The sequence below is a fragment of the Bradyrhizobium sp. OAE829 genome, from assembly GCF_040546575.1.
GTDB lineage: Bacteria > Pseudomonadota > Alphaproteobacteria > Rhizobiales > Xanthobacteraceae > Bradyrhizobium.
In genome coordinates this window covers 7,882,413-7,896,609 of record NZ_JBEPOE010000001.1, presented here as the reverse complement: position 1 = coordinate 7,896,609, position 14,197 = coordinate 7,882,413, and the positions used below count along the sequence as shown (strand labels likewise).

Sequence of the window (14,197 nt, the reverse complement as noted above, 5' to 3'; positions counted from 1 at the left end):
CCCTGCGGATCAACCGGGCGATGCTCGGAAATCGCCACCACGCGCGCAAAATCCGGCTGCGCCGGAGCCAAAATGCCGCCGCATTGCTGTTCAAACTTGGCACGGTCGATGTTCGCTGAGTGGGGACTCAATCGAAGCGAATGATCGTCGCGGGGTGTTCCGAGTAAAAAATAATGGACCGTCCAGCGTGCTTGTCACGCAGCGATGAGTCTTGCCCGAGTCTAGGGAGAAAGCATGAAGCAAGCCACCAAAAGGGCGGCCTCGGAGGCGTTTGCGCAAATGCTGGCGGTGACGGCAATGCTCGTCATCGCCAGCGTCATCTTCTACGCGCGGTGAAACCGCGGCTTGTGAGTAAAAGCGTTACGAAGCAATCCAGAAAACATCCGTTCCGCGTCACTCTGGATTGCTTCGGAGCTTTGCATTTTGTTATGACTTCGCTCAATAACGCCTTGGGCTACTTCGCTTTTGCGAAATATGGAATCAGCCGCCCCGCAAAGGGCTGGTAGCGCACGCTGACCTGATCGCCGATGGCGAGATCGTGGTCGCCATGGGCCATCATGCGAAAACCTTCCGGCGTATCGACCAGCAAAATATTGTAGGGAACGTGCGCGCGGGTTTCCGGCGTTGCGGCGCGGCATACCAGCGAGGTCGCGTAGACCGTCCCTGCTCCACTTGCGGATTTCTCCACGGGATCCGGCGCGCCACAGGCCGCGCAAAAGCTGCGACAGAAATATTGCACCTTCCCGCAAGCGACGCAGGATTGGTAGACGATGCCTTCGCCGCCCTTGGTCCAATCCGCGTTCATCGCACCCGCTCCAGGAACATGCTGACATGCGACGACAATACGCCGCCATCGCCGTGCAATAGCGCGATCGAGGCATCGCGGACCTGGCGATTTACAGCGCGCCCGGTCATCTGCAGATGGGTTTCGACCAGATGCGCCATCGCGCCGCCGACGCCGCAATGACCGTAACTCAGCAGACCGCCATGGGTGTTGAGCGGCATCTCGCCGTCGCGGCCAAAGTACCCTGCCCGCACCTTTGCTGCCGCCTCACCGCGTTTGGCAAGGCCGAGGTCCTCCAGCAGCATCGCCAGCGTGATGGTGAAACTGTCGTAGACGGCCGCATAGCGCACGTCGGAAATCGCAAGGCCGGATGCGGCTTTGGCTTTCGCGATCGAAATCTCGGCGCCGAGTTCGCTCAAGGCCGGTGCCGCCGTGACATGCTGATGAGTATGCGCCTGCGCGGCGCCACGCACCTTGACGCCGGCTGAACCCGTGCGCTCGCGGCTGACCACAAACGCCGCGCCGCCATCGGACACCGGGCAGCAATCGAGCAGCTTCAGCGGCATCGCCACCGGCTTCGACGCCATCACGTCGGCGACCGTGATCGCCTCATGGAACTGAGCGCCGGGATGGGTCAGCGCGTGCGCACGCATCAGCACCGCGAATTCGGCGAGGTCCTGCTGGGTGACGCCGTATTCGTGCATGTAGCGCGACGCAACGAGGCCGTAATAGGCCGGGATCGTCGGCCCCAGCGTCACCTCATAGTCGGGGTGGCCGACCTGCGCCAGCGCTTGAATCGAGGCATCGCGGCTCTGCCCGGTGAGGCGGTTTTCACCGCCGACCACCAGCACATGTTTTGCGATTCCCGCATCGACCAGGTGATGCGCCAGCATGGTCATGGCGAGCCCGGTGGCGCCGCCGACCTGCACGGCGTGGGCATAAGATGGCCGGATGCCGAAATGCTCAGCGAACACGGTCGCCAGCATGATGTGCGGCGAAACCGTGCTGTAGCCGCAAAGGATGCCGTCGATCTCGGAGCGCTTCAGCCCGGCGTCGGCAATCGCCATCTCGGCCGCCTTGCTCATCAGATCGAGCGAAGACGAGCCTTCGTGCTTGCCGTATGACGTCAGTCCGACGCCGGTGATGAAGCTCATGACGCCGCCTCCTTACTCGTCGTCATCTCAATACGACTTCGGCAACCCCAGCACCTTCTCGGCAATAAAGCTGAGAATGAGCTGCGGGCTGATCGGGGCGATGCGCGGGATCAGGGATTCCCGCAAGTAACGCTCGACGTGATATTCCTTGGCGTAACCGAAGCCGCCATGGGTCATGACGGCCTGTTCGCAGGCGTGGAAGCCGGCTTCGGCCGCGAGATATTTCGCGGCATTGGCCGCCGGGCCGCACGGCATGCCCTGGTCATATTGCCAGCCGGCGGAAAGCACCATCAGCCATGCGGCTTCCAGCTCCATCCAGTTCTTGGCCAGCGGGTGCTGGATCCCCTGGTTCATGCCGATCGGGCGATTGAACACGATGCGGTTTTTGGCATAGGCCGACGCGCGCGACAGCGCGACCTGGCCGAGCCCGACCGCTTCGGCTGCGATCAGGATGCGCTCGGGATTCATGCCGTGCAGGATATATTCGAAACCGCGGCCTTCCTCGCCGAGGCGATCCTCGACCGGAATTTCAAAGTTCTCGAAGAACAATTCGTTGGAATCGACGGGCTTGCGGCCCATCTTCTCGATCTCGTGCACGGCAACGCGCTGCTTGTCGAAATCCGTATAGAACAGGCTGAGGCCCTGCGTCGGCGTCTTCACCTCTTCCAGCGGCGTGGTGCGAGCCAGCAGCAGGATCTTGTTGGCGACCTGCGCTGTCGAAATCCAGACCTTCTGGCCGTTGACGATGTATTTGTCGCCCTTGCGCACCGCGCGGGTTTTCAGCTGCGTGGTGTTGAGCCCGGTATTGGGCTCGGTCACCGCAAAGCAGGATTTGTCGCGGCCGTCGATGATCGGCGGCAGCATGCGTGTGCATTGCTCCTTGGTGCCGAACACGACCACCGGATTGAGACCGAACACGTTCATGTGCACCGCCGACGCCCCCGACATGCCGGCGCCGGACTCCGAAATCGTCCGCATCATGATCGCGGCATCGGTGATGCCGAGCCCTGAGCCGCCATATTCCTCGGGAATGCAGATGCCGAGCCAGCCGGCATCGGCCAGCGCGCGGTGGAAATCGGCGGGATAGCCGCCTTCCTTGTCCTTCTTCAGCCAATAGGCGTCATCAAAGCGCGAGCAGATTTTCCCGATCGCGTCGCGGATCGATTCCTGGTTGGCCGACAGCGCGAAATCCATGGTCTCAGTCCTTAGCTGTTTGATACGGCCTTGGTGACGCCGTCGCGAACCAGGGCCGCAATCTCGTCTGCCGAAAAACCTGCTTCCTGCAAAATCTCGGCGCTGTGCTCGCTGAGGCGCGGCGCCAGCCGTGTCATTTCCACCGGTGTCTCCGACCACCGCGCCGACGACCGCATGTTGCGAATGCGCCCCTCGGTCGGGTGATCGATCACGGGCGCGAAATCGGTCGCAACGATGTGCGGGTCCTGCAGCAGGCTTTCCAGATCATGCATCGGCATGACCGGCACGTCGGCCTTCTCCAGAATGGCAGTCCATTCGGACGTGCTCTTGGTCTCCAGGATGCGCGCCAGTTCGGCATAGACAGTGTCGATATTGGTGGCGCGGCCGGCAAAGGTCGCGAATTTGGGATTGCTGCGCAGATCGTCGCGGCCGGTGGCGGCGAAGAAATTCGTCCACTGCTTGTCGTTGTAGACGATCACGCAGATGTAGCCGTCGGAGGTCTTGTAGGGCCGCCGGTCCGGCGACAGATGCCGGGCGTACCCGCCCTTGTCGAGCGGCGGCTCATAGGTGAGCCCGCCCATGTGGTCGCCCATGACGAAACTCGCCATGGTCTCGAACATGGGGATGTCGACGCGCTGGCCGCGGCCCGTGCGGTCGCGATCCACAAGACTGGCGCAAATCGCGCCGACCGCGGTGAGACCGACGATGCGGTCGACTAAGGCATTCGGAACATAACGCGGCACGCCGTCGGCGGTCTGCGCCATCAGCGCCGGCAGCGCGGTGGCGCCCTGGATCAGATCGTCGTAAGCGGGTTTGGCGGCATAGGGCCCGTCCTGACCGAAGCCGAACACGCCGGCATAGATCAGGCGCGGGTTGATTTTCGAGACCACGTCGTAGCCGAGCTGCAGCCGCGCCATTGCCTGCGGGCGAACATTGTAGACCAGCACGTCGGCCTTCGCGATCAGGCGCAGCACGGCGTCGCGCCCGGCCGGCTTCTTCAGGTCGAGGCAGATACTGCGCTTGTTGCGGTTGGTGTTGAGGAACACCGGCCCCATGCCGGGATGCCGCGTCGGCCCGATCTGCCGCGTGACGTCGCCATCATGCGATTCCACCTTGATGATGTCGGCGCCGTAATCGCCGAGCGTCTGGGTGGCAAAGGGCCCCATCAGCACGGACGTCATGTCGACGACCTTGATGCCTTTTAGCGGTCCCATGCCCAATTCGCTCCCGGATGTCGTTGTTACCGACTAGTAACGGGAGGTTTTCCGGAAGATCAAGCGCGCCACGCGTATGGGCGTATGCGTGCGGGCCGTCCCGTAGGGTGGGCAAAGCGAAGCGTGCCCACCAGCATTCTATCACGTGAAGGTGGTGGGCACGGCGCAAGTGCGCCTTTGCCCACCCTACGCTTACTTACTTCCCCGGCTCCAGCACCGAGACGTAATTCGCCACCGCGGCGCCACCCATGTTGAAGATGCCGGCGAGTTTCGGATTCTTCAGCTGCATGCCCTCGGGCGCCTGGCCGACCAGCTGCATCGCGCTCATCACATGCATGGAGACGCCGGTGGCGCCGATCGGGTGGCCCTTCGCCTTCAACCCGCCTGACGGATTGACCGGCAGCTTGCCGTCCTTCTGTGTCCAGCCTTCCTTGATGGCACGGGCGCCCTGCCCGCGCGGCGTCAGGCCCATCGCTTCATATTCGATCAGTTCGGCGACGGTGAAGCAGTCATGGGTTTCGACGAACGACAAATCGGAAAGGCTGACGCCGGCCTGCTGCAGCGCGCGCTGCCAGGCGACCGTGCAGCCTTCAAACTGCAGGATGTCGCGCTTGGACATCGGCAGGAAGTCCTGCGCATGCGCGGTGGCGCGGAAATTCACCGCCTTGCCCATGGTCTTGGCGGTCTCCGAATCCGTCAGCACCAAGGCTGCCGCGCCATCCGACACCAGCGAACAATCGGTCCGCTTCAGGGGTCCCGCGACGAACGGGTTCTTCTCACTCTCGGCACGGCAGAACTCATAGCCAAAGTCCTTGCGCATCTGGGCATAGGGGTTAGCGACGCCGTTCTTGTGGTTCTTCGCCGCGATCATCGCCAGCGCGTCGGACTGGTCGCCATATTTCTGGAAGTAGCTCTGCGCGATCTTGCCGAACACCCCGGCGAAGCCGCCGACCGTGTCGCCGTCCTCGGGCAGATAGGAGGCCTTCAGCAGGTACTTGCCGATCTCCGGGCCCGGCGTGCGCGTCATCTGCTCGACGCCAACCACGAGCACGATCTTGGCCGCACCCGCGGCAATTGCCCGGATGCCCTGATGCACCGCGGCCGAGCCGGTGGCGCAGGCATTCTCGACCCGCGTGGTCGGCTTGAAGCGCAATTTGGGGTCGGCCTGCAGCACCAGCGAGGCGGTGAAATCCTGCGGCGAGAAGCCGGCATTGAAATGCCCAAGCACGATTTCATCGACGTCTTCGGCGGAAATGCCGGCATCGGCCATTGCGTCGGTCGCTACCTTCACCACCAGGCTTTCAACGGTCTCCGCGTCGAATTTGCCGAATGGCGTATGCGCCCATCCCACGATGCTGGCTGTCATGGTCGTTCTCCCTGTTCCGGTTCGGCCGGTTTTGTACCCTATCGGTAAAAATACTTCACGCCGGTTTCAGCGATTTCATCGCCCGCGCGCACATGGCTGAAATGCCGGCCCAGTTGCCGGAGCTTATATCCGCCGCCGGGCAGAGCCAGGAACCGCCCACGGCCAGCACGTTCGGCTCGGCCAGCCACGCCGCGGCATTGGCCTCGCCAATGCCGCCGGTCGGACAAACGCGAATGTTCGGAAACGGTCCTGCGAGGGCGCGCAGTGCCTTGATACCGCCGGACTGTTCCGCCGGGAAGAATTTGACGAGGTCGAACCCGTGCGCCAGCGCCTGCATCAGTTCGGACGCGGTCGCGATACCCGGCGCAAACGGCAGGTCGCTCGCCGCAGCAGCCTTCAGCAGTTCGGGCGTCGCACCGGGGCTAATGCCGAATTTGGCGCCGAGCGCCTCGGTTCGCTTGAGATCATCGCCGTTCAGGATGGTGCCGATCCCGACAATGGCGTCCGGCACCTCAGCGATCATGGCCTTGGCGGCCTCGATCGCCACCGGCGTGCGCAGCGTCACTTCCAGCATGCGCACGCCCCCGGCGACCAGCGCCCTGGCCAGCGGCACCGCGTCTTCCAGCCGCTCGATGGTCAGCACCGGTATGACGGTGGCGGACTTCACCAGGCCAGCGAGCTTTTCCTGCCTTGCTGTTACATTCACGCTCATGGGGACGCCTTGCGAGAGGTTACTGGTGTGCCAACGATATCAGGCCGGCATTGCGTTGCGCGGAATAATCGCACCGGGGTGACATACCACGACGCCGGCGAGGCGGTGCCCGGCCCGCGCGGCCTCAACCGGCTTCGCACCCGCAAGCCGTGCGGCGATGTAGGCGGCTGCAAAACTGTCACCCGCCGCGGTGGTATCGACGACGGGTTTCGTCAGCGGTTCGGCCTGGGTCCGATGCAAGACGCCGTCGAGACGGAGGATGCTCGCGGGTTCGGAAAGTTTTAGCACGACCTCCCCGCCCGAAATACGCGCCAGCAGATCCTCGTTGGTCGCTTTGGGATAGAGCGGCAGCAAATCCTCGGTCGAGGCCAATACGATATCGGCGAGATCGAACGCATCCTGATAAACGGTGCGGGCGATCTCCAGATCCGGCCAGCCGCGGGCGCGGAAATTGGTATCGAAGGCAAAACGCGCGCCGCTTTCCCGCGCGCGCTTGATCCCCGCGAACAACCGCCCGCGACCAATGTCATTGTAAAGCGACAGCGTGATCGCCGAGAGATAAACGATGTCGTAACTCGCCAGTGAATTCAGGATATCCGCCGTCTCCGGCAAATCCATCAGGCTGCGCGCGGCGGCACTCTCGCGCCAGTGAAAGAAACGACGCTCGCCTTTGTCGTCGGTCTGGATCATGTAGAGGCCCGGCAATTTGCCTGGCAGCCGGGACACCTGTGCCGTGCCAACGCCCTCCGCGGCCCAGCCCGCGATCATCTCGTCGCTCAGCGTGTCGTCGCCAAGTGCCGTGATGTAATCGGTGCCGGCGCCAAGCCGGGCCAGATAGACGGCGGTATTGAGCGTGTCGCCGCCATAGCCGCGCGAAAACAGGCCGTGTTCGGCCTGTTTCAGCTCGATCATGCATTCGCCGATACAGGCTACCCTGGTCATGACCGCATCTGTACGGGATCGCCGGAACGCACGCTAGAGCAAGATGACTGCGTCATCTCGCTCTATCCTTTTGTTTGAGCATGATCTTTTCGGAAAACCGGTTTCCACTTTTCCGGATCATGCTTTAGCCGGCGAATTTGCCGCCGAGTTCATCTGCGATGTGAATCCGGATCATGTCATCAAAGGTCTTCTCGGCCGTGGTGAAGCCGAGCTTGAGCGCGCGGTCGGTGACGAAATCGCGCGGCCAGCCGCTGACGATGCTGATGATGGTCGGATCGGGCACCCGCTTGATGCGCGCGGTGACGTTCTTGCCGGCGACGCGGTCGAGGGCGGCGATCTGTTCGCCGACGGTCACCGACATCCCGGGCATGCTGAGATTGCGCCGCGCGCCCATGGTGTTGAGGTCCATGGTGCCGGCGTGCATGAGAAAGCCGACCGCCGATTTGGGCGAAGCGTGCCAATGGCGCACGTCTTCTGACACCGGCAGCACCACCTCCTCGCCCGCCAGCGGCTCGCGGATGATGTTGGAGAAGAATCCGGACGCCGCCTTGTTCGGCTTGCCCGGCCGCACGCAGATCGTCGGCAGGCGGATGCTGATGCCGTCGAGCAGGCCCTTGCGGGTGTAGTCGTTGATCAGGAGCTCGCAGATCGACTTCTGGGTGCCGTAGCTCGTCAGCGGCGTATGGAAGAACTCGTCGCCGATCTTTTCGGGGAATGGCGCGCCGAACACCGCGATCGAGGACGTGAACACCAGCCGCGGCTTGTAGCCGCCGCCGATCGCGCGGATCGCGTCGATCAGATACCGCGTGCCGTCGAGATTGATCCGGTAGCCCTTGTCGAATTCGGCCTCCGCCTCGCCCGATACGATGGCGGCGAGATGGAAGATGACGTCTGGCCGTTCGGCGATCAGCGGCGCGGCCGCGCCGGCATCGGCAAAATCGGAGGCGACGACGGTGACCGGGATCGAGGTGGCGGGCTTGGTGGGCGCCACCACATCCTGCAGCGTCATGCGGGTGATGTCCTGCTTGCCGAGGCGCCCGTCGCGCAGCAGTTGCGCGGTCAGCTTGCGCCCGACCATGCCGGCGGCACCCAGAATAAGAATGTGCAAGACCCGTCTCCTTTTTTGTTCGTTTTATCAGATACGGGCCGGCGCGATCACTCTTTCACGGCTCCCGTCATGGCCGACACATAATGCTCGACGAAGAAGGCGTAAAGGATAACCAGCGGCAGCGAACCCGCCAGCGCCCCCGCCATCAGCGATCCCCAGCGATAGACGTCGCCATCGACGAATTCGTTGACGATCGCGACCGGCACCGTCTTGTTCTGCACGGACGTGAGGAAGGTCAGCGCGTAGATGAACTCGTTCCAGCACAGTGTGAAGCAGAAGATGAAGGCCGAGATCAATCCCGGGATCGCCAGCGGCAGCACGATCTTGGTCAGAATCTGCCATCGGCTAGCGCCGTCGATCAGCGCGCACTCTTCCAGCTCGAACGGGATGGTCTTGAAATAGCCCATCAAGAGCCAGGTCGAGAACGGGATCAGGATGGTCGGATAGGTCAGGATCAGCGCGAACGGGGTGTCGAACAGCCCGTACTGGAACACCACGGTCGCGAGCGGAATGAACAGGATCGAGGGCGGCACCAGATAGGACAGGAAGATCAGCCCGCCGACCCATTGCGCGCCGCGATAGCGCAGCCGCACGATGGCGTAGGCCGCCAGCACGCTGGCGAAGATCGACAGCACGGTCGAGCAGATCGCCACATACATCGTGTTCCACAGCCAAAGCGGATAGTAGCTTCCGAACAGAAGCTTGTGGATGTGCTTGAACGTTGGATTCCAGGTCCAGAACGGATTGTACGTGTTGAGGTCGAGCAACTGCTCGTCCGGCTTGATGGCGGTGAGCGCCATCCAGTAGAACGGGAACAGCAGCACGACGACGATGATCCCGAGCGGCAGATAAAGCGTCACCAGGCGCCGCGGCAGCGACTCCAGATAGCTCATGCCGACGGTGTGATCGTCGGCAGCCGCCGTCCGCGCCGATCCCGACAACACCCCTTTGAGGTCGAGCCTCTGTGTGGGCAGATCAGTCATTGTTTTCACCTTGCTGCCACTTGCGGCGCTGCAGTCCGAACCAGGAGACCATGATCGCCGCCAGCAGGAACGGAATCATCGCATTCGAGATCGCGGCCCCCTCACCGAGAACGCCGCCGATGATCGCCCGCTGATAGGACAGCGTCGCCATCAAGTGGGTGGCATTGACCGGACCGCCGCGCGTCATCGCCCAGATCAACTGGAAATCGGTGAACGTGAACAGCACCGAGAAGGTCATCACGACGGCAATGATCGGCGTCAGCAGCGGATAGGTGATGAACCGGAACCGCTGCCAGCTGGTCGCACCATCGAGCGTCGCGGCTTCGTAAAGCGACGGGGACACCGTCTGCAGCCCGGCCAGCAGCGTGATCGCAACGAAGGGAACGCCGCGCCAGATGTTGGCGAAGATCACGCAGATCCGCGCCCAGGTCACATCGCCGAGGAAATTGATATTGTCGGTGATCAATCCCATCTGCTTCAGCGACCAGGAAATGATCGAGAACTGCGAATCGAAGATCCACCAGAACGCCAGCGCCGACAGCACCGTCGGCACGATGAAGGGGATCAGCACCAAGGCTCGCAGCATCGCCTTGAACGGCATGTTCTCGTTCAGCAGCAGCGCGAGATAAAGGCCGATCGCGAACTTGATGACGCTGGCGACGGATGTGTAGAGCAGCGTGTTGAATACCGACAGCCAGAAGATCGAGTCGCCCCACAGCCACTCATAGTTTTCCAGCCCGACGAAAGCGCCGGGCCTGCCGATGCGCGCGTCGGTGAAAGAAATCCAGATGCCCAACCCCAGCGGATAAGCCAGGAAGAGAACCAGGAACACCATCGCGGGCAGCATGAACCAGAAGCCGAGATAGTTGCGGTTGGCCTTGATCAGGTCCCACCTCGACGCCTCGCGAATCGGCCGTCTGGCAGTCCGGGGTTGGAGGGCGACGTCAGCCATTGGCAAAATCCCGCAAGTGTAACGGCCGTGGTGCCGTCTCGTCCTCGATAGCGAAGCATCCGGCAACTACGGGCGACAATTGCGTGCCGCCCGTAGCTGTCATCATCAGCGATAGATGCGCTTCAGCTGTCGTTCGGCGATCGCAATCGCACCGGCGGCGGTTTCACGGCCCGTGCAGTAGTTCGCGAACATATCGACCACCAGGAAGTCGGCGATCGCGGTCGCCGCCTTCTCGCCGGGCGTACCGATGCCGGAAGCCGGAAGCGCGCGCTTGCTGGCCTGGCCAAACACCGCGTTCTTCGGGTCTGCCGTCCACACCGGCGAGTTGTCGTAAGCGTTGAGCGTGTGGGTCAGATAACCGCGCGCGCCGGTCAGCCACTTGTCGTAATTTTCCTTCTCCAGCATGAAGGCGATGAAGGCCTTGGCGGCGTTCGGGTACTTCGTGAACTTGAACGCCAGGATCGGGACGCACAGTTGCAGTTCAGTCGGCTTGCCGATCGGACCGACCGGATACAGCGCGTGATAGGTGTCCTCGGTGAGCTCTTTCTTGGTCGGGTCATCCTTGGCCGCGACATAGATCGAGATGCCGTTGGCGGTGACATAAAGTTCGCCCGAAAGGAACGCCTTGTTGTTGGAACCATCGTTCCACGACGCGGCGCCCGGAATGAACGTGTCGGAAAGCGCCTTGGTGTATTCCAGCGCCTTCAGGGTCTCCGGCGAGTTGATGATCACCTTGTCGCTCTTGTCGACGGTATAGGCGCCATGACCCCAAAGAATCCAGTGCAGCCAGCCGTTGGCGTCGCCGGTAGCATGGCCGAGCGCGAAGCCCGCCGGGGTATTGTTCTTCTTGAGCGCCTTGCACAGTTCAAGGAAGCCGGGGAAGTCCTTGGGAAACTCGCTGAACCCCGCCTTGTCCACGGCAGACTTTCGGTAGGTCATGTAGCCGCCGATGGTGGCGACCGGGATACCCAGCCAGTTGTCGCCCTGCTTACAGGTAATAGCCGCGGCTTCGGTCCATCCGCCGTATTTCTTGCCGAGATAGTCGGCGACGTCGTTCAGCGGCATCACCTGGGTCGGGAACAGCTGCGGCAGCGTGTGCAGGCCCCAGACGACATCCAGTCCGGAGCCGGTATTCGCGGCGACGGACGCCTTCGGCTGCACGTCCTCAAAGGATTCGCTGAACACGTTCATCTCGGTGCCGGTCGCGGCCTTGAAGGCGGCGACCATGGCGTTGAACGCGTCGTCTTCCGCCGGCACGAAACGCTTCCAGCGCATCACCGTCAGCTTGGCGCCCGGCTCCGCTTTCCACGGCGAGGCTTGCGCCCAGGCCTTGGCGAAATCCAGCAGTGCAGGCCCGGTCAGCGCGCCAGCCGCGGCCAGCGCAGTGCCGCCTTGAAGCAGCGAGCGGCGAGTAAAATCGTGCATCGTAGATCCTCCCCTGTGAATTTGATTTTGATTATGTTTTTTAGGCGTTCAGTCGCTTTCCTGTGGCCTCGTCAAACAGGTGAACGAGCGCAGGATCCGGCTTCAACCGGATCTTGTCGCCCGGATTGAATTGATGTCGCTCGCGGAACACGGCGACGACCTGTTCGCCGCCGAGCTTGGCGAAGACCTGAGTTTCCGAGCCGGTCGGTTCGACCACCACGATCTCGGCTTCGGCGCCATCGTCGGCGATCGTGAAATGCTCCGGCCGGACGCCGTAGACCGCCGGCTTGCCTTCCGAGTTGGCGGGCGCCGACATCAGCGGCAGCTTGACACCGTTCGGGCCTTCGAAACCGGCGCTGCCGTTCGACTTCACCTTGCCTTTGAGGAAGTTCATCGCCGGCGAACCGATAAAGCCCGCCACGAACTGGTTGGCCGGCGTATCGTAGAGTTCGAGCGGCGTGCCCATCTGTTCGACGATGCCGTCGTGCATCACCACGATCTTGTCGGCCATGGTCATGGCTTCGATCTGGTCGTGGGTGACGTAGACCGTCGTGGTGCGCAGGCGCTGGTGCAGTTCCTTGATTTCAGTGCGCATCGCAACCCGCAGCTTGGCGTCGAGGTTGGACAGCGGCTCGTCGAACAGAAACACCTGGGGATCGCGCACGATGGCGCGGCCCATCGCGACGCGCTGACGCTGTCCGCCGGACAATTGCCGGGGATAACGCTCGAGCAATGGGGTCAGCGCCAGGATTTCGGCGGCGCGCTTGACGCCGGTGGATATCTCGTCGGCGCTCGCGCCGCGCAGCTTGAGCGAGAAGCCCATATTGTCGGCGACCGTCATATGCGGATAGAGCGCATAATTCTGGAACACCATCGCAATGTCGCGCTCTTTCGGCTGGACATTGTTGACCACCTTGTCGCCGATCGAAATCGTACCTGAGGTGATGTTTTCGAGGCCCGCGAGCATTCTCAGCAAGGTCGACTTGCCGCAACCGGAGGGGCCGACGAGCACGACGAACTCGCCGTCCTCGATCGGAATCGAAACGCCGTGCAAAACCTCAAAATTACCGAACGACTTTCGCACGTCGCGAATCTGTACCGACGACATCGGACTTCTCTCCCCTCAATTTCTGTTTTCTGACGCCATCGGATGTAAGACCGGCGCCACGCTGTCTTGTTCGACTCTAATGCCATCCAGCCGAATTCAGCCAAGCATTATCATCCGCAGTTTGGCGGTTTTTAGCAATGCGATGGTAGCGCTGTCAATAATTGTTCATTTGTCTGGTTTGTTATGGTAAGAGCGCGGAATGGCACGAAAACCGACGAAGTCTGGCAAAATCCGCCTCACCGAGGTCGCCAAGCTGGCTGGCGTGTCGCCAATCACCGCATCCCGCTTCTTCAGAAACCCGGATGCGCTGTCGCTCGCCAAACGCGAACGCGTCGACAGCGCCGTAAAGGAACTGGGCTATGTGCCCAATCTGGCGGCGCGCGCGCTGGCCTCGCATCGCACCGAAGTCATCGGCGTCGTGATTCCGTCTTTGACCAACAGCGTGTTCGCCGACGTCCTGCGTGGCATTTACGATTCGTCCGAGCAGAGCCGCTACAGCATCCAGTTGACCAATACGCGCTACAGCATCCTGCAGGAAGAGAAGATGCTGCGACTGTTCCGGGCGCAGAAGCCGGCCGGATTGATCGTGACCGGCATCAACCAGACCGCGGAATCCCGCGCCATCCTGGAGACCATGGATTGCCCGGTCGCGCAGATCATGGAGATCGGCGACAGCCCGGTCGACATGATGATCGGCTTTTCGCATTACGACGCCGGTTTTGCGGCCATTTCGCATATTCTCGAGCAAGGGCGCCGGCGTATCGGCTTCCTCGGCGCGCGGATGGACCCCCGCGTCCAGCGGCGGTTCGACGGCTATCGCGACGCCATGAAGGCGGCCTCGCTGTTCGATCCAAACCTCGTCGTCACTACGACGGTGCCGACCACCGTGACGCTTGGCGGGACGCTGTTCGCCGATCTCATTGCAAAGACGCCCGATATCGACGCGGTATTCTGCGTCAATGACGACCTTGCGCTCGGCGTGCTGTTCGAATGCCAGCGCCGCCAGATATCGGTTCCCGGCGAGATGGCGATTGTCGGCTTCAACGATCTGGAATTCATGGCTTCCGCCGTCCCTTCCCTCACCAGCGTGCGCACCAATCGCTATGAGATGGGCCGTCACGCCATCACCATGGTGATCGACGCGATCGAGGGCCGCCGACCGCGGGAACCGGTCCTCGACCTTGGTTTTCAACTCATGATCCGCGAAAGTTCGACGCCGCAGACGGTTTGAGCCTTGTTTCGCTGGGCTCATGCG

At 62.2% G+C, this 14,197-nt stretch carries 13 protein-coding genes; 1 reads left to right on the top strand and 12 read right to left on the bottom strand.

Annotated features, from left to right (window positions below; translation table 11 throughout):
• Positions 1-454: 454 nt before the first annotated feature.
• The 12 genes from ABIE49_RS37390 to ABIE49_RS37335 form a co-directional block, all read right to left on the bottom strand.
• Positions 455-805 (bottom strand): Zn-ribbon domain-containing OB-fold protein, encoded by a 351-nt coding sequence (locus tag ABIE49_RS37390; RefSeq protein ID WP_192739712.1) that lies wholly within the window; start codon positions 803-805, stop codon positions 455-457.
• A complete protein-coding gene (locus tag ABIE49_RS37385; RefSeq protein WP_192739713.1) occupies positions 802-1,938 on the bottom strand; it encodes a thiolase family protein in 1,137 nt (378 codons plus the stop codon). Before ABIE49_RS37385 ends, ABIE49_RS37390 begins: the two co-directional genes overlap by 4 nt.
• Positions 1,939-1,965: 27 nt before the next feature.
• Positions 1,966-3,132, bottom strand: coding sequence for an acyl-CoA dehydrogenase family protein (locus ABIE49_RS37380; RefSeq protein ID WP_192739714.1), 1,167 nt, complete (start codon positions 3,130-3,132; stop codon positions 1,966-1,968).
• An 11-nt stretch (positions 3,133-3,143) separates the two neighbouring features.
• Positions 3,144-4,346, bottom strand: a complete 1,203-nt coding sequence (locus tag ABIE49_RS37375; protein WP_192739715.1) for a CaiB/BaiF CoA transferase family protein — start codon at positions 4,344-4,346, stop codon at positions 3,144-3,146.
• 196 nt (positions 4,347-4,542) lie between these two features.
• Positions 4,543-5,712 (bottom strand): acetyl-CoA acetyltransferase, encoded by a 1,170-nt coding sequence (locus tag ABIE49_RS37370; RefSeq protein ID WP_192739716.1) that lies wholly within the window; start codon positions 5,710-5,712, stop codon positions 4,543-4,545.
• Positions 5,713-5,767: 55 nt separating this feature from the next.
• Positions 5,768-6,418, bottom strand: coding sequence for a bifunctional 4-hydroxy-2-oxoglutarate aldolase/2-dehydro-3-deoxy-phosphogluconate aldolase (eda, locus tag ABIE49_RS37365; RefSeq protein WP_354067714.1), 651 nt, complete (start codon positions 6,416-6,418; stop codon positions 5,768-5,770).
• Positions 6,419-6,463: 45 nt separating this feature from the next.
• Positions 6,464-7,366 (bottom strand): sugar kinase, encoded by a 903-nt coding sequence (locus tag ABIE49_RS37360; protein ID WP_192739718.1) that lies wholly within the window; start codon positions 7,364-7,366, stop codon positions 6,464-6,466.
• Between the two features lie 124 nt (positions 7,367-7,490).
• Complete coding sequence (denD, locus tag ABIE49_RS37355; RefSeq protein WP_192739719.1) at positions 7,491-8,474, bottom strand: D-erythronate dehydrogenase; 984 nt, start codon at positions 8,472-8,474, stop codon at positions 7,491-7,493.
• 47 nt (positions 8,475-8,521) lie between these two features.
• Complete coding sequence (locus tag ABIE49_RS37350; protein WP_192739720.1) at positions 8,522-9,457, bottom strand: carbohydrate ABC transporter permease; 936 nt, start codon at positions 9,455-9,457, stop codon at positions 8,522-8,524.
• The gene (locus tag ABIE49_RS37345) at positions 9,450-10,409 is read right to left on the bottom strand and encodes a carbohydrate ABC transporter permease (RefSeq protein WP_192739721.1); all 960 of its coding nucleotides are present in this window, start codon (positions 10,407-10,409) and stop codon (positions 9,450-9,452) included. The genes ABIE49_RS37350 and ABIE49_RS37345 overlap by 8 nt, the downstream gene beginning before the upstream one ends.
• Positions 10,410-10,514: 105 nt before the next feature.
• A complete protein-coding gene (locus tag ABIE49_RS37340) occupies positions 10,515-11,834 on the bottom strand; it encodes an ABC transporter substrate-binding protein (RefSeq protein ID WP_192739722.1) in 1,320 nt (439 codons plus the stop codon).
• A gap of 40 nt (positions 11,835-11,874) precedes the next feature.
• Positions 11,875-12,942, bottom strand: coding sequence for an ABC transporter ATP-binding protein (locus tag ABIE49_RS37335; RefSeq protein WP_192739723.1), 1,068 nt, complete (start codon positions 12,940-12,942; stop codon positions 11,875-11,877).
• Positions 12,943-13,141: 199 nt separating this feature from the next.
• On the opposite strand from ABIE49_RS37335, the gene gntR reads away from it, so the two are divergent.
• On the top strand, positions 13,142-14,173 hold the full coding sequence (gene gntR, locus ABIE49_RS37330; RefSeq protein WP_192739724.1) for an HTH-type transcriptional regulator GntR: 1,032 nt from the start codon (positions 13,142-13,144) through the stop codon (positions 14,171-14,173).
• Positions 14,174-14,197: the final 24 nt, after the last annotated feature.